At 69.8% G+C, this 15,572-nt stretch carries 13 protein-coding genes; 7 read left to right on the top strand and 6 right to left on the bottom strand.

Features of this window, described 5'->3' with window-relative positions:
• Window positions 1–5: 5 nt before the first annotated feature.
• The 6 genes from flgG to BM109_RS13125 are packed head-to-tail and all read right to left on the bottom strand — an operon-like array spanning window position 6 to window position 5,987.
• Entirely contained in the window at window positions 6–794 is a 789-nt protein-coding gene (gene flgG, locus BM109_RS13150) for a flagellar basal-body rod protein FlgG (protein WP_093343340.1), read from the bottom strand.
• Between the two features lie 43 nt (window positions 795–837).
• Window positions 838–1,629 carry a flagellar hook-basal body protein gene (locus BM109_RS13145; RefSeq protein ID WP_093343338.1) on the bottom strand — a complete coding sequence of 264 codons (792 nt, stop codon included), beginning with the start codon at window positions 1,627–1,629 and terminating at the stop codon, window positions 838–840.
• Window positions 1,630–1,651: 22 nt separating this feature from the next.
• Entirely contained in the window at window positions 1,652–3,748 is a 2,097-nt protein-coding gene (gene flhA / locus BM109_RS13140; RefSeq protein ID WP_093343336.1) for a flagellar biosynthesis protein FlhA, read from the bottom strand.
• A complete protein-coding gene (locus BM109_RS13135) occupies window positions 3,745–4,848 on the bottom strand; it encodes an EscU/YscU/HrcU family type III secretion system export apparatus switch protein (protein ID WP_093343335.1) in 1,104 nt (367 codons plus the stop codon). Before BM109_RS13135 ends, flhA begins: the two co-directional genes overlap by 4 nt.
• Window positions 4,848–5,672, bottom strand: a complete 825-nt coding sequence (locus tag BM109_RS13130) for a flagellar biosynthetic protein FliR (RefSeq protein WP_093343333.1) — start codon at window positions 5,670–5,672, stop codon at window positions 4,848–4,850. Before BM109_RS13130 ends, BM109_RS13135 begins: the two co-directional genes overlap by 1 nt.
• Before the next feature lie 48 nt (window positions 5,673–5,720).
• Window positions 5,721–5,987, bottom strand: coding sequence for a flagellar biosynthetic protein FliQ (locus BM109_RS13125; RefSeq protein WP_256222543.1), 267 nt, complete (start codon window positions 5,985–5,987; stop codon window positions 5,721–5,723).
• Between the two features lie 398 nt (window positions 5,988–6,385).
• Here BM109_RS13125 and BM109_RS13120 point away from each other — a divergent pair, with 398 nt between their 5' ends.
• The 7 genes from BM109_RS13120 to BM109_RS13090 all read left to right on the top strand — a co-directional run bounded on the left by BM109_RS13120 (window position 6,386) and on the right by BM109_RS13090 (window position 15,566).
• Complete coding sequence (locus BM109_RS13120; protein WP_093343330.1) at window positions 6,386–6,922, top strand: sigma-70 family RNA polymerase sigma factor; 537 nt, start codon at window positions 6,386–6,388, stop codon at window positions 6,920–6,922.
• The gene (locus tag BM109_RS13115) at window positions 6,919–7,914 is read left to right on the top strand and encodes a FecR domain-containing protein (protein WP_093343329.1); all 996 of its coding nucleotides are present in this window, start codon (window positions 6,919–6,921) and stop codon (window positions 7,912–7,914) included. Before BM109_RS13120 ends, BM109_RS13115 begins: the two co-directional genes overlap by 4 nt.
• 123 nt (window positions 7,915–8,037) lie before the next feature.
• On the top strand, window positions 8,038–10,509 hold the full coding sequence (locus BM109_RS13110) for a TonB-dependent siderophore receptor (RefSeq protein WP_093343327.1): 2,472 nt from the start codon (window positions 8,038–8,040) through the stop codon (window positions 10,507–10,509).
• Between the two features lie 101 nt (window positions 10,510–10,610).
• A complete protein-coding gene (locus BM109_RS13105; RefSeq protein WP_093343495.1) occupies window positions 10,611–11,114 on the top strand; it encodes a sigma-70 family RNA polymerase sigma factor in 504 nt (167 codons plus the stop codon).
• 5 nt (window positions 11,115–11,119) lie between these two features.
• Window positions 11,120–12,121: a FecR domain-containing protein gene (locus tag BM109_RS13100; protein ID WP_256222541.1), complete on the top strand. Its 1,002-nt coding sequence runs from the start codon at window positions 11,120–11,122 to the stop codon at window positions 12,119–12,121.
• 68 nt (window positions 12,122–12,189) lie between these two features.
• Window positions 12,190–14,664: a ferric-rhodotorulic acid/ferric-coprogen receptor FhuE gene (fhuE, locus tag BM109_RS13095; protein ID WP_093343326.1), complete on the top strand. Its 2,475-nt coding sequence runs from the start codon at window positions 12,190–12,192 to the stop codon at window positions 14,662–14,664.
• A gap of 107 nt (window positions 14,665–14,771) precedes the next feature.
• A complete protein-coding gene (locus tag BM109_RS13090) occupies window positions 14,772–15,566 on the top strand; it encodes an alpha/beta fold hydrolase (RefSeq protein ID WP_093343324.1) in 795 nt (264 codons plus the stop codon).
• Window positions 15,567–15,572: the final 6 nt, after the last annotated feature.

Raw genomic sequence — 15,572 nt, 5'->3', positions numbered from 1 at the left:
CGCGTCTATTTGCGCAGCGCATTGACCATCCCCAGCATTTCGTCCGATGCCTGCATGACCTTCACGTTCGCCTCGTAGACGCGCTGGGCCACCATCAGGTTCACCATCTCTTCGTTGAGCTTAACGTTGGAACCCTCGAGGAAACCCTGCGCCAGGCTGCCCATGCCGTCCTCGGAGGCCTTGGCCAGGATGGCGTCACCCGAGCCCTGGGTCGAGCGGTAGAGGCCGTCGCCCTGCGACTGCAGGCCCGAGGGATTGGTGAAGCGCACCAGGTCGAACTGTCCCGCCTCGACCGGCGTGCTCTGGCCCGCCACCTGCACGCGGACGCGGCCGTCGCCGTCGATCTGCATGTTCTGCGCGTTCTCGGGGATCGCGATGTTGGGCTTGAGCGGAAAGCCTCCGGGCGTGGCGAGCAGGCCGTCGCGGTTGATCTTGAAGGTGCCGCCGCGGGTGTAGGCGCTCGAGCCGTCGGGCATGGTCACTTCGAGAAAGCCCTCGCCCTGGATCGCGATGTCGTAGGCCGACTCCGTCTTCTTGAGGTCGCCCATGTCAAACAGCTTGGACACGGCGGTGATGCCGACGCCGGCGCCCAGCCGGCGCTCGGCGCCGAGCAGGCCGATGTCCTCGGCGGCTGGCGCGAGGCGGCTGGCCTCCTGCACCATCAGGTCGGAGAAGCCGACCTTCGAGCGCTTGTAGCCGGTCGTGTTCACGTTGGCCAGGTTGTTGGCGATGGTGTCGACATTGAGCTGCTGGGCCTGCATGCCGGTGGCGCTGATGTAGAGGGCGTCGAACATGGTGCGGGTGTGAGGTGGAGGTGGAAGAGGAGAGGCGCCGGGCTCAGCCGAGGTCGCCGAGCTTGCGCACGGCGGCGCCGATCATGTCGTCGTAGCCCAGCGCGACGCGCTGCATCGATTCGAAGTGGCGCATGGACTGGATGAGCTGTGACATCTCCTGCATCGAGCTGACGTTGGAGTTCTCGATGAAGCCCTGGCGCAGCTGCACTTCGGCATCGGGCACCTGCGTGGGCGCCTGCTCGGCCGACATGAGGCCGTTGCCCATGCGCAGGAGCGCGGAGGGATCGTCGAAGCGCACGACCTTGAGCTGTGCGATCGGCGTGGCCTCGGCACCGCCGCCGGGGCGGGATTCGAAGACCTGGCCGGTGGCGTCGATCACCGGGTTGGGCCGCGACAGGACGATCTCGCCGCCCACGCCCATCACCGGATGGCCCTGCGGCGTGACGAGGCGGCCGCGGCCGTCGAGCTGCCAACTGCCCTGGCGCGTGTACGCGAGGCCGGCATCGGTCGAGATCTCGAAATAGCCGGGCGTGGCCAGCGCGACGTCCAGGCTCTGGCCCGTGGTCTTGAGCGTGCCCGGACGCAGGTCGGGGCGCACGATGAAGCTGCCGGGCGTCGTCCGCGCGCCGCCGGTGGCCATGCTCAGCGAAGCGGCGGCATCGCGCATCGCGCCGGTGAAGCCACCCGCCACGGCGTTGGTGCCCACGGGCAGCGACACCGCGACCTCGCGCTTGTAGCCGGGCGTGGTGGCGTTGGCCATGTTCATGCTCACGCGCTCCAGGCGTGCCATGTCCTGCTGCATGCTGTTGAGGCTGATTGCGAGTACGTCGCTCATGCGTGGCCCTTGGTGAGTTTTCTCAGAGTTGAACGATGCCGAAGGACTTCAGCTCGATGGTGTGCGGCACTTCCGTCATGGACAGCACGCGCAGATGCGGCATCACGCGCTCGGACAGCGCGCGCACGTGGCGGCGCAGCTCGGGCGCGCACAGCAGCACGGGCAGCAGGTTGCTCTTCATCATGCGTTCGGCGTGCTGCACCAGCCGCTTCACGAGCTGCTCCGACAGCCGCGGATCGAGCACGAAGGGCTGTGCGCCGCCGCCTTCGCTCGCGACCTGGATGCTCTGCAGGAACTGGCTCTCGATCGCGGGATCGAGCGTGAGCACCTGCAGCGAGGTGGCCTCGCCCAGCAGCCCCTGGCAGATGGCGTGGCCGAGGCGTTGCCGCACCATTTCCGTCAGCAGGTGGGCGTCGCGCGTGGTGCGGCCGGCATCGGCGAGCGTCTCGAGGATGGCCTCGATGTGTCGGATCGAGACCTTCTCGCGCAGCAGGTTCTGCAGCACCTTCTGCACGTCGCTCGAGGACAGCACGGTCGGGATCAGTTCCTCGACCAGGCCCGGCTGGCTCTGGCGCACGCGCGCGAGCAGCCGGTCGACCTCGGCGCGCGTCAGCAGCGTGGCCGACTCGCGCCGCAGCATCTCGGTCAGGTGGGTCATGAAGACGGTGGCGGCATCGACCAGCGTGAACTTGGCCTGGCTCGCGGCCTCGCGCTGGCCTTCCTCGATCCACAGCGCGGGCAGGCCGTAGGTCGGGTCGCGCGTGGGTTCGCCCGGGATCGACTTGGTGTCGCCCGCGGGATGGATCGCCAGCAGCCGGTCGGCGCGCGCCTCGCCCTTGCCGACCACCACGCCGTCGAGGTGGATCTCGTAGCGGTCGGCCGACAGCCGCGCCGAATCCTTGAAGCGCACGCGCGGCAGCACCAGGCCGAACTCCTGCGCATGCTGCTTGCGGAAGGTGCCGATGCGTTCCATGAACACGCTGCCGGGCTGGTTGATCAGCGGCACCCAGTTGCTGCCCAGGTGGATCTCGATCGGCTCGACGCGCAGCAGCGCATAGGGATCGTCGGTGCTGGCCGCCGGTGCGCCGTCGCCGTCGGTGCCGATGGCATCGAGGGCCGCGTCGCCGCCCGCCGCGGGCTGGGCGGCGGCGGTCTCCTTCGCCTTGGCGAGGCGGTAGAGCAGCGTGGCGGCCAGCAGGAAGCAGGCGGTGAGTGCCAGCGTGGGCAGCGCCGGAATGCCCGGCAGCAGCAGCAGGCCGCCGAGCGCCATCGACACCAGCAGCAGCGTCTTCGGGAACGAGCCGACCTGGCGCAGCGCCTCGCGGCTCAGGTTGGCGTCGGACGAGGAACGCGTGACGATGATGCCGGTGCCCACCGCGATGACGAGCGCCGGCACCTGGGTCACGATGCCGTCGCCGATGGTCAGCAGCGTGTAGGTCTGCAGTGCCTGGCCCCACGGCATGCCGTGCTGCATCACGCCGATCACCAGGCCGCCGATGATGTTGATCAGCAGGATGATGATGCCGGCGATCGCGTCGCCCTTGACGAACTTGCTGGCGCCGTCCATGGCGCCGTAGAAGCCCGCTTCCTTCTCGAGGTTCTTGCGCCGACGCTGCGCCTCGGCCTGGTCGATGAAGCCCATGTTGAGGTCGGCATCGATGCTCATCTGCTGGCCGGGCATGCTGTCGAGCGTGAAGCGTGCCGCGACCTCGGAGACGCGCTGCGCGCCGCTGGTCACGACCACGTACTGCACCACGATCAGGATCAGGAACACGATCAGCCCGATCACGTAGTTGCCGCCGACCACGAAGGCGCCGATGGCGCCGATGACGCGGCCCGCGTCGCCGTCGGACAGGATCAGCCGGGTGGCGGCCACGTTGAGCGACAGCCGGAACAAGGTGGCGATCAGCAGCAGCGAGGGAAAAGTGGAGAACTCCACCGGCCGCGCCATGTAGAAGGTCAGCAGCAGCACCAGGAAGGCGAAGCTGAAGTTGCTCAGGATCAGGAAGTCGAGCAGCCCGCTGGGAATGGGCGCGAACAGCACCACCAGCACGCCGAGCACCAGCGCCACCAGCGCGATGTCGCTGTTCTTGCCGAGGATGCGGCCCAGCGCGTTCATGGCCGGCCTCCCGTTGCGGCGCCGGCCTGCCGTTGTTGTTGCTGTTCGCGCATGGCGAACACCCAGACGATGATGCGCGCGACCTGCGCGTAGAGCTCGGGCGGCACCGGCTGATTGACCGGCAGCTCGCGGTAGATGCGGCGCGCGAGCGCGGGGTTCTGCACCACGGGGATGCGGTGCCGCGCGGCGATCTCGCGCATCGCGGCCGCCATGTGGCCGGCGCCCTTGGCCAGCAGCTGCGGCGAGACCATGCGTCCGTGTTCGTACTTGAGCGCCACCGCCACGTGCGTGGGGTTGGTGATCAGCACGTCGGCATTGCGGGTCTGGCTCAGCGCCTGGCTGCGCTTGAGCATCTCGCGGCGCAGTTCCTTCAGGCGCGCGCGGATGCGCGGATCGCCTTCGCGGTTCTTGACCTCGTCCTTGAGTTCGCGCTGGCTCATGCGCATCTTCTTCGCGAACTCGTGGCGCGTGTACATCCAGTCGACCAGCGCGATCAGGCCCAGCACCAGGGCCATCTTGAGGCCCACGCTCGAGAGGTCGTCGATCAGCATGCGCAGGTAGCCGATGGGCGCGAGCGAGGCCAGGGCGTAGAACTGGTCGGTCAGCGCGCGCAGGCTCAGCACCGCGACCAGCGTGAGCAGCACGAGCTTGATGATGGCGCGCGCCGTGTCGAACAGCACGCGCATCGAGAACAGCCGCTTGAGGCCGGTGACCGGGCTGACACGGGTGAAGTCGATCTTCACCGGCTCGAGCGAGAACACCGGGCCGGTCTGCATCAGGTTGCCGATCACGGCCGCCAGCATCGCCACCGCGAAGAAGGGCGCCATGATCATCAGCCCCGCGCGCAATGCGCGCTCGATGGTCGGCCAGAGGCCGACGCCGGCCGCGTCCATGCGGCTGGCATGGATCAGCAGCGCCTGGTCGAAGCGGAACTGCTCGGCCGCCACGCCGAAGCCGCGCCAGGTGAGATAGACCACCGCGGCGAAGAACACCATGGCCGACACTATGTCCACGCTCTTGGCCACCTGCCCGCGCTCGCGCGCTCGCTGCAGCTTGTAGGGCGTGGCCGCCTGGTTGCGGTCCAGATCCTGTTCGGCCATCAGCGCGGCCCTCCGGGAGCGGACGGGGCGGCGGTGAACATCTGGTCCCAGCTGGTGGCGATGCCCGCGTAGACGCGCGTCATCACGCCGCCGATGCCCGTGAACCAGAGCGACAGTGCGAGCAGGCCGGCGATGATCTTCACCGGAATGCCCATCGCGAACATGTTCATCTGCGGCAGGTTGCGGCCGACCACGCCCAGCACGAATTCAACCAGCAGGATGCAGAAGACCACCGGCGCGGCGAGCGCGAAGCCGAGCGTGAAGAGCCCGGCCGCCTGCTTGAGCACCGGCAGGACCGCATGGGCCACCGACCAGGAGGCGCCGACCGGAAAACGCTCAACGCTGAAGCCTAGGCCGCGCAGCAGCGCGTGATGGCCGTGGAGCAGGAAGAACACCAGCACGGCGAGGTAGTTGAAGGCCGTGGTGAGGATCGGCGTGGGGCGCTGGGTGACGGGATCGAAGACCTGCGCGATGCCGAAACCGAGCTGCACGTCGAGCAACTGGCCGGCGACCGAGAACGCGCCGAATGCGAGCAGGATGCCGAGGCCCAGCGTGGCGCCGAGCGCGACCTCGGCCAGGGCGGAGGCAAGCAGCGCGCTCCAGCCGTTCCAGCTGGCGTTCGAGGCGGGAAGGCCGGCCGCCAGCGCGATGGCCAGCGCCAGCAGCAGCAGGGCGCGGACCGTGGTGGGCAAAGGCACCGCGTAGAAGACGGGCGTCATGAGGAAGGTGGCAGCCACGCGCAGACTCAGCAGGCCGGTGGAGATCAGCCAGCCGCTACCGAGTCCGGAGACCACCGCGTCGGGCAGCGAAGTCGCTGCGTTCATGGGACTTGTGGGACGAGACGAAGCGGGGAAGACGGGCGGCGGTCGCGCTCAGAACATCGCCGGAATGCTGTTCCAGAGGTTCGTGGTGAACTGCGTGAGCTTGCGCAGCATCCACGGCCCCGCGACGACCAGCACGGCGCCTGCCGTGAACAGCTTGGGGACGAAGGTCAGCGACATCTCCTGCACCTGCGTCACCACCTGGAGCACGCTGATGACCACGCCGACGAGCATGGTCAGGCCCAGCAAGGGCAGGCAGATCAGCAGGCCCGTCATGAACAGGTCCGCCATCATCTTGAGCGCTAGATCGGCGTGCAATTCGAATCCCCCGTGACCCGCTCGCGATGCACTCGGCAGTGCGCGATCCGGGTCGGATGTAAATCTTGTGTGTTTTTGAACGGCCTGCCGAATCGGTCGTCGAGTGGCAGGTCGTAGGCTGGTTCCTACATCGAGCTTACACCTTTAGAGGGAGGCTCCAATGACCGTTACAGCCCCCATTTGGAGGATGGCAAGACGTCGACGTTATGACTTAGGTAATAAGTAACACGAATGCGCAAAATGTAAGACAAGTAAGCGCAAGGTTCTAAGGGGCTCGGTGTTTGCTTTCGTTGTCGGTGCGAGACAGGCGTCGTCCGATGCGGCGCCATCGCTTGATCGACTAAGATGAGAACCATTCGTATTCATGAGGCCGCGATCCCCGCACGCCGTTCGGAAGAATGAACGCCGATTCCGCCCTTCACCCGCAGCCCCATGCACATGTCCATGCCCTCTACCGCGGCCACCACGGTTGGCTGCTGGGCTGGCTGCGCGGCAGGCTGGGCAATTCCTTCGACGCCGCGGACCTGGCGCAGGACACCTTCCTGCGCATCCTCACGGCGCCCGATCACACGCCCGAGAAGCAGGGCGACTGGCAGCTGCGCGAGCCGCGTGCCTACCTGACGGTCGTCGCCAAGCGCCTGCTCGCGAACCTCTACCGGCGGCGCTCGCTCGAGCAGGCCTACCTCGATGCACTGGGCGCGATGCCCGAGCCGCTGGCGCCGTCGCCGGAGCAGCAGGCGATCATTCTCGAAACGCTGCAGGAGATCGACGCGATGCTCGACGGCCTCGCGCCGCCGGTGCGTCAGGCCTTCCTGATGGCGCAGCTCGAAGGGCTGAGCTACGCCGAGATCGCGACGCGGCTGGGCGTGAGCGAGCGCACGGTGAAGCGCTACATGGCCGAGGCGATGGCGCACTGCATCCTGCTGGCGGCATGAGCGCTGCGAGCGCACAGCGCGTGGTGGTCGACAAGGCCGTCGCCACGCAGGCCGCCCAGGGCTTCCTGCTGCTGCAGTCGGGCGAGGCCACGGCCGCCGACCGCACGCGCTGGACGCAATGGCGCGCGGCCGATCCGGCCCATGAGGATGCCTGGCAACGCGCCGAGCAGGTGAGCCGCAAGTTTGGCCTGCTGCCCGGCGCGCTGGCGATGCCCGCGCTGGGGCGCACGGTGCGGGCCGACCGCCGCGCCGCGGTCAAGGCGCTCGCGCTGCTGCTGGCCGCGGTGCCCGCCGGCTGGGTCGCGTGGCGCGTCTCGCCAGCGCGCGAATGGCTGGCCGACCACCGCACTGCCACTGGCGAGCGACGCGAAGTGCGCCTGCCCGACGGCACGCGCATCCAGCTCAACACCGCGACGGCGATCGACGTAGCCTACGACGCCACGCAGCGGCGGGTGCGCCTGCGCGCGGGCGAGATCCTGGTCGACACCGCACCCGACCGCGTGCCCGCCGGCGACCCCGCCTACCGCCCCTTCGTGGTCGAGACCGCGCAGGGCCGGCTGCGCGCGCTGGGCACGCGCTTCGTGGTGCGGCAGCGCGAGGACCGGCGCAGCCACGTGGGCGTGCTCGAGGGCGCGGTCGAGGTCCGGCCCGACGAGGCCCGTGGTCTCGCTGTGGTGGTGCGCGCCGGCGAGCAGGCCGGCTTCTCCGCCTCGGCGGTCGATGCGCCGGGCGCGCTGGACCCGGGGGCCGACGACTGGTCGCGCGGCGTGCTGCGCGTGAAGAACATGCGCCTGCACGATTTCCTCGCCGAGCTCGGCCGCTACCGGTCCGGGGTGCTGCATTGCGATCCCTCGGTGGCCGAGCTGTGCGTCTCGGGCGTCTTCCAGCTGCGCGACACCACGCCCGTGCTCGACAGCCTGCCGCAGGCCCTGCCGGTGCGGGTGCTGTCGCGCACGCGCTATTGGGTGACGGTGGCACCGGCCGGCGGCTGAGGGCGCGCGAGCGCGCCGGGCCGGCCGGCGAAAAAAATCCGCCGCGCCGTGTCCCTTTTCTTCTTCTCGCGTGTGAAGCCTTGAGGAACAGCCACTTCACACCTTCTTGCGAGAGATCTCCCCATGGCCCGTCGCCCTCCGTTTTTCTTCGATTCCCGCATCGCGCGCGCGGTGCATGGCGCCTTGCTCGCCATGGCCTGCGCCGCCGGCGGCACCGCGGCCCAGGCGCAAGGCGCCAACGCCACGGCCCAGGCCGAACAGCCCAGGGCCTACAGCATCGCCGCGGGCCCGCTCGACGACGCGCTCGCCAGCTTCGCCGCCGCCGCGGGCCTGAGCCTCACGATGCCGCCGGCCCTGGTGCGGGACAAGCGATCGCCGGGCCTGCAGGGCAGCCATGGCGTGCGCGAAGCCTTCGCGCGCCTGCTCGCGGGCTCGGGGCTCGAGGTGGCCGGCGGTGCGGGCGGGGCCTACGTGCTGCGCCCCGCCGCGGCCGGCACCGCGAGCGATGCCGCGGGCGCCACGCTCGCGCCGATCACCGTCACGGCGGCCCCGGTGCGCAGCGCCACCAGCGAGGGCACGCGCTCCTATGCCGCGCCGCTGCTGACGATCGGCAAGGGCGAGCAGGCGGCGAAGGACATACCGCAGTCGGTCAGCGTGCTCACGCGCCAGCGGCTCGACGACCAGGGCCTCGTCGACCTGCGCGACGCGGCCAATGCCGTCACCGGCGTGGTCGGCGTGAAGGGCGTGGGACCGGGCATGGTGCTGTCGTCGCGCGGCTTCCAGATCGACGCCTGGCAGTACGACGGCGTGCCGGTGCCGCGCAACTGGTATTCGCTGGGCAACTGGGCCACCGAGGCGCTGGTGTTCCACGACCGCCTCGAGGTGCTGCGCGGCGCCGCGGGCCTGCTGCAGGGCACGGGCAGCCCGGGCGGCGCCGTCAACCTGGTGCGCAAGCGCGGCCAGGCCGAGAAGACGCTGGTGCTGACCGGCAAGGCGGGCAGCTGGAACCACTACGGCGCGCAGCTCGACGCGGGCGGGCCGCTCAATGCCGAGGGCACGCTGCGCGGACGCGTGGTGCTCGACGAGGACCGCAGCCACTCGTTCACCGATTTCGTCTGGAGCCGCACGCGCTCGCTCTACGGCGCGATCGACTACGACCTGTCGCCGGACACCACCCTCGGCCTGGGCATCAGCCAGATGAAGGGCAGTGGCCGCCCCATGCTGCGTGGCTTTCCGCGCTATCCCGACGGCAGCGACATCGGGCTGCCGCGCTCGGTGTACACGGGCGCCTGGTGGAACCGCCACGACAGCGAGCAGACCACCCTCTATGCCGACCTGGAGCATCGCTTCAACGCGAACTGGAAGCTCAAGGCCTCGGCGCTGCGCATGAACGAGCGCAATGCGTCGCAGCACCAGCGCATGCATGGCAACGTGCAGCCCGACGGCAGCGGGCTGAGCTTCGCCGACTGGGACAACCTGTTCGATTCGAAGAAGGCCGGGCTCGACGTCTACGTGCGCGGCCGCTTCGAGGCGCTGTCGCTGGAGCACGACCTGACGGTCGGCGCGAACTATGCCAAGTACACCTCGAAGGACCGCTTCGGCCGCCGCTTCACGAGCGGCGGCAACATCTTCGCGCCCGACCACTACCGGCCGGCGCAGAACTACGAGACCATCCTCGCGGCGGGCGGCACCAAGAGCCACACCGAGTACGACATCAGCCAGTCGGGCCTGTACGGCAGCTGGCGCGTGAAGCTCGCGGAGCCGCTGACGGCGATCCTCGGCGCGCGCGCGAGCTGGTACGACTACCTCTATGCCGACCGCACCCGCGACACCCGCAGCACCGTGAGCACCAATACCAGGATCACGCCCTATGTCGGGCTGGTGTTCGCGCTCGACCGGCAGTGGTCGGCCTACGGCAGCGTCACCGAGGTGTTCGAGCCGCAGTCCGAGCGCGCGCTGAACAACGAGCCGCTCAAGCCCATCACCGGCCGCAACTACGAACTGGGCCTGAAGGGCGAGCTGATGGACGGCCGGCTCAATGCCTCGCTGGCCGTGTTCCGCTACGACCACCGCAACCGCGCCGTGACCGACTACGACAACGGCTATGCCTGCGACGACTGGTACTGCTACAAGTCCTCGGGCAAGGTGCGCAGCGAAGGCTTCGAGGCCGAGCTCAGCGGCGAGATCGCGCCGCGGCTGCAGCTCACGGCCGGCTACACCTACAACACGACCCAATTCCTCGAGGACCCCGACAACCAGGGCCAGGTCTTCAGCCAGTGGACGCCGCGCCACATGCTGCGCGTGTGGAGCGACTACCGGCTGCCGGGCGCATGGAGCCGGCTCAGCGTGGGCGGCGGCTTCACGGTGCAGGGCAGCACGCTGGGCTACGACCGCTCGTTCAAGGTGCCGGGCTTCATGGTCTGGAGCGCGCGCGTGGCCTACCAGGCGACGCCCGAGCTGAGCCTGGCGCTCAACGTCTACAACGTGTTCGACAAGCGCTACTACATCCCCGCCTTCAACGAGACCAACGGCAACAACAACTATGGCGACCCGCGCAACCTGATGTTCACCGTGAAGTACACACCGAAGCTCTGAACCGGCGGCGGACGGCGAGGGCGAAGGCATCCGTCTAAAATGAGAACAATTCTTATTCGTGCGCGGCAGCCCGGCCGCCAACGCCGTTCGCCGTGTCCGCCATTCCCGCCGCCGAAGCCGACTTCCAGCAAGTCCACTCCCTCTACAGCGACCACCACGGCTGGCTCCAGTCGTGGCTGCGCAGGAAGCTCGGCAATTCCTTCGACGCGGCCGACCTGGCGCAGGACACCTTCGCGCGGCTGCTGACCGCGCGCAACCCCGAGGTGATCGCGCAGCCGCGCGCCTACCTCACGAGCGTGGCCAAGAACATCCTGGTGAACTGGTACCAGCGCCAGGCGCTCGAGCGTGCCTACCTCGAGGCGCTGGCCGTGATGCCCGAACCCGAGGCGCCGTCGCCCGAGCAGCGGCTGATCATCCTGCAGACCCTGCACGAGATCGACGCCATGCTCGACAGCCTCAAGCCGGCCGCGCGGCGCGCCTTCCTGCTGTCGCAGATCGAGGGCCTGAAGTACGAGGACATCGCGCGCGAGCTCGGCGTGTCGCTGGTCACGGTCAAGCGCTACATGCAGCAGGGCTTCCGTGGCTGCCTGGCGCTGATGGCGTGAGCGCGGTGCCGTCTTCCTCCGCCGGTGCGCCGTCGGCGGCGCTGCCGCCGCGCGTGCTCGACGAGGCCGCCGAGTGGCTGATGCGCCTGCACGACAGCGCCGCCACCGACGCCGACCGCCGCGCCTGCGAGCGCTGGCGCCAGAGCCATCCCGACCATGCCCGCGCCTGGGCGCGCGCCGAGCTGCTGATGAACAAGCTCGGCGGCCTGCCGCCGGCGCTGGCCATGCCGTCGCTCGCTCGGTCCTCGCGCCATGGCGGCCGCCGTGCCGCCATCGGCCGGCTGGCCGCGCTGCTGGCGGCCGTGCCCGCGGGCTGGCTGGGCTGGCGTTTCGCCGGCGAGCGCGGCTGGACCGCCGAGCACCGCACCGCCACCGGCGAGCGCCGCGAACTCCAGCTCGCCGACGGCAGCCGCCTCACGCTCGACACCGCGAGCGCGGTCGACGTGCGCTTCGATGCGGCGCAGCGCCTGGTCGTGCTGCATGCGGGCGCGATCCTGATCGAGACCGCGCCCGACACCGCCGCGGCGCACCGGCCGTTCCGCGTGCAGGCCGGCGGCGGCACGTTGGAGGCGCTGGGCACGCGCTTCAGCGTGCGCAGGGAGGAAGAGGGCGCGACCGCGGTCGCGGTGTTCGAGGGCGCGGTGCGCGTCACGCCCGAGCGTGGCGCGTCGCGCGTGCTGCCGGCCGGGCAGCAGACCCGCTTCGGCGCCGATGGCATCGAGGTCTTCGCCCTCGCGGACGAGAGCCGCGTGGCGTGGGCCCAGGGCATGCTGCTGGCCGACGCGATGCGGCTGGCCGATTTCGCGACCGAGCTGTCGCGCTACCGGCCCGGCGCGCTGCATTGCGAGGCAGCCGTCGCCGGGCTGCGCATCTCGGGCGCCTTCCCGCTGGACGACACCGACCGCGTGCTGCGCATGCTGGTGTCGACCTATCCGGTGGATGCGCTCACGCGGCTGCGCGGCTACTGGGTCACGCTGGTGGCCAGAAATATTTCCACCGAGGGGTGAGACTTTTTTTCGTTTCGGCTGGCAAGGAGGGGAAGAACCCACCGTTGCCAACCGAAAGGCCCGTTTCCATGTCCGCATCCCGTCCGTCCGTTCCGCGCGCCAGCGCGGAGCGCCGCTTCTCCGCCGCCCTGCGCCACGCGCTGATGGCGCTCGCCCTCGCCGGGCTGGCCGCGCCGCCGGCCCTGGCGGCCGAACCTTCGCCGCTCGATGCCGCGGTGCCCCGGGCCTACGACATTCCCGCCGGCCCGCTGGGCCGCACGCTCGCCAGCTTCGCGGTCGGCAATGGCATCGCGCTGTCCTTCGATCCCGCGCTGACGCAGGGGCGCAGCAGCCCCGCGGTCTCGGGTCGCTACACCGCGCGCGAGGCCATCGAGCGCCTGCTCGCGGGCAGCGGCCTGCAGGTGGTGGCGCGCAGCGACGGCAGCTACACGCTGGGCCGGCGCGAAGCGGGTGCCGACGCCGCCACCGGCGCGCAGACCGGCATCGGCACGCTGGCACCGGTCACCGTCACGGCCGACGCCGACCGCAGCGGCACCACCGAAGGCACCGGCTCGTACACCACGCGCGCCACCGCCGCTGCCACCGGCCTGGCGCTGTCGCCGCGCGAGACGCCGCAGTCGGTCACCGTGCTCACGCGCCAGCAGATCGAGGACCAGAACCTGCTCTCGCTCGGGCAGGCCATGAAGAGCGTCACCGGCGTGTTCGCGGTCAGCTCCGACAGCGACCGCACCGACCTCTATGCGCGCGGCTTCTACATCGACAACTACCAGTACGACGGCGTGCCGACCACGGTCACCACCGACTTCTTCGGCGCCTCCAACAACGACCCGGTGCTGTACGACCGCATCGAGATCGTGCGCGGTTCGACCGGCCTCCTGACCGGCGCCGGCAATCCCTCGGCCTCGGTCAACCTGGTGCGAAAGCATGCCGACAGCAAGGTGTTCGCCGGCAGCGCCTCGCTCGCGCTGGGCTCGTGGAACCTGCGCCGCGGCACGGTGGACCTCTCGACCCCGCTGACCGAGGACGGCCGCGTGCGCGCCCGCGTCATCGGCATGACCGAGGACCGCGACTCCTTCCTCGACCGCTACCACGGCCGCAAGCACGTGCTGTACGGCGTGGTCGACGCCGACCTCACGCCCGACACCTCGCTGAGCGTGGGCATCGACTCCCAGGCCAGCCGCCCGAACGGATCGACCTGGGGCGGCCTGCCGCTGACCTTCGGCGACGGTGGCCCCGCGAACTGGGCTGCTTCGAAGAGCATCGGCACGCCCTGGACCCACTGGGACGCGACCAACACCACGCTGTTCGCGAACCTCACGCATGCCTTCGGCAACGGCTGGAAGCTCAAGGCCAATGCCTCGCACCGCCAGAGCAAGCAGAACGCCAAGCTGCTCTACCTGTTCGGCGACCTCGACCGCCTCACCGGCACCGGGCTGGGCTCGCTGCCCGGCTACTTCGAGCACGAGTTCAGGCAGAACAGCCTCGACCTGCAGGCCACCGGCCCGTTCGAGCTGCTGGGGCGCAAGCACGAGCTGGTGCTGGGGCTGAGCAACACCCAGTCGCGCTATGTGCAGGCCAGCCACGTGCGCCTGAGCGCGCTGCCCGAGGTCGGCAACTTCTATCTCTGGAACGGCGGGTATCCCGAGCCGAGCTGGGGCGAGCTCAAGGTGTCGGGCATCGACAAGCTGCGCCAGACCGGCTACTACGGCGCCGCGCGCTTCTCGGTCACCGATTCGCTCAAGCTCATCCTCGGCGCGCGCCAGAACGACTGGCGGGCCACCCGCCTCACGGCCGACGACCGGACCACTCGCCGCCACGAAGTGCTGACGCCCTATGCGGGCCTGATCTACGACCTGGGCGAGCACTACTCGGCCTACGCGAGCTACACCGACATCTTCCAGCCGCAGAACTACCGCGACACCAGCGGCCGCTACCTCGACCCGGTGACCGGCAAGAGCTACGAGATCGGCCTCAAGGGCGAGCACCTGAACGGCAAGCTCGACAGCTCGCTCGCGCTGTTCCGCTCCGAGCAGGAGAACGTGGCGCAGCGCGACGGCACCCGCCTCGTGCCCGGCTCCACCGATGGCGCCTACTACGGCGCGCGCGGCGTCGTCACCAAGGGCATCGAGCTGCAGCTGTCGGGCGAACTGGCCGAGGGCTGGCAGGTCAACGCGGGCATCGCGCGCACGCTCGGGCGCGAAGGCAGCGGCGACCGCATCAACCCCACCATGCCGACCACGCTGGCCACGCTCTTCACCACCTACCGGCTGCCGGGCCGCTGGCACCAGCTCACGGTCGGCGGCGGCCTCAACTGGCAGAACCGCGTGTACTACCCGTTCAGCGTGGGCGACGTCGACATGCGCTACACGCAGGGCTCGCGCGCCGTCTTCAGCCTGATGGCGCGCTACGCGGTCTCGCCGCGGCTGTCGCTGCAGCTCAACATCGAGAACCTGTTCGACAAGCGCTACAACGTCAACATCGACGGCCAGGCCTTCGCGGGCACGCCGCGCAATGCGGTGGCGACGCTGAACTACAAGTTCTGAGGGTGCGGAGAGGGAAGCGGGGCGCGATCGGACATTCGTCCAATGGCGCGAAAAGACGCCGCGGCCGACAGTAGCGGCTCCCGTCACTTCCTTGCCAAGACCCTCCCATGAAGCACTTCCAACGCCTCCAGCTCGCCGCCGCTGCCATCGCCGTCGGCCTCTCGTTCTCCGTCACGGCCGCCAGCGCGGCGGGCCCGGCCGCGGCCGCCGCCACCAGCGCATCCCCCAGCGTGGTGCTGGTGCACGGCGCCTTCGCCGACGGCTCCGACTGGGCCAAGGTGATCCCGCTGCTGCAGGCCAAGGGCGTCGACGTCGTCTCGGTGCAGAACCCGCTGACCTCGCTCGAGGACGACGTGGCCGCCGCCAAGCGCGCCATCGATGCCCAGCCCGGCAAGGTGGTGCTGGTCGGCCACTCGTGGGGCGGCACCGTGATCACCGAGGCCGGCGGCAACGACAAGGTCGCCTCGCTGGTCTACGTGGCGGCCTTCGCGCCCGACGCGGGCCAGAACTCGGGCGAGCTCGGCAAGGACTACCCGGCACCGCCCGGTTTCGCGCACATCGCGGCCGATGCCTCGGGCTTCCTGCGCCTCACGCCCGAGGGCATGAGCAAGCACTTCGCGCAGGACCTGCCGGCCGCGACCACGCGCGTGATGGCGGTGACGCAAGGCGCGATCCAGGCCAAGGCCTTCGAGCAGAAGGTGTCGGCCGCTGCCTGGAAGACCAAGCCCTCGTGGTACATCGTGAGCAGCGCCGACCACATGATCCAGCCCGCGCTGCAGCGCGACATGGCCAAGCGCATCGGCGCGCACGTGACCACGCTGAACACCAGCCACGTGCCGCAGCAGTCGCAGCCCGCGAAGGTGGCCGAGGTGATCCTGGACGCCGTGCGCCAGTCGAAGTAAGGTGCC

Origin of the sequence: Variovorax sp. PDC80, from assembly GCF_900115375.1 — a bacterium.
Classification (GTDB): domain Bacteria; phylum Pseudomonadota; class Gammaproteobacteria; order Burkholderiales; family Burkholderiaceae_C; genus Variovorax.
This window is presented reverse-complemented; position numbering and strand designations above follow the sequence as displayed.

Coding starts and splice junctions, on each gene's coding strand:
- BM109_RS13115 (WP_093343329.1), top strand. CDS start 6,919: ATGAGCGCTGCGAGCGCACAGCGCGTGGTGGTCGACAAGGCCGTCGCC.
- fhuE (WP_093343326.1), top strand. CDS start 12,190: ATGTCCGCATCCCGTCCGTCCGTTCCGCGCGCCAGCGCGGAGCGCCGC.
- BM109_RS13130 (WP_093343333.1), bottom strand. CDS start 5,672: ATGAACGCAGCGACTTCGCTGCCCGACGCGGTGGTCTCCGGACTCGGT.
- flgG (WP_093343340.1), bottom strand. CDS start 794: ATGTTCGACGCCCTCTACATCAGCGCCACCGGCATGCAGGCCCAGCAG.
- BM109_RS13110 (WP_093343327.1), top strand. CDS start 8,038: ATGGCCCGTCGCCCTCCGTTTTTCTTCGATTCCCGCATCGCGCGCGCG.
- BM109_RS13145 (WP_093343338.1), bottom strand. CDS start 1,629: ATGAGCGACGTACTCGCAATCAGCCTCAACAGCATGCAGCAGGACATG.
- BM109_RS13090 (WP_093343324.1), top strand. CDS start 14,772: ATGAAGCACTTCCAACGCCTCCAGCTCGCCGCCGCTGCCATCGCCGTC.
- BM109_RS13120 (WP_093343330.1), top strand. CDS start 6,386: ATGAACGCCGATTCCGCCCTTCACCCGCAGCCCCATGCACATGTCCAT.
- BM109_RS13135 (WP_093343335.1), bottom strand. CDS start 4,848: ATGGCCGAACAGGATCTGGACCGCAACCAGGCGGCCACGCCCTACAAG.
- flhA (WP_093343336.1), bottom strand. CDS start 3,748: ATGAACGCGCTGGGCCGCATCCTCGGCAAGAACAGCGACATCGCGCTG.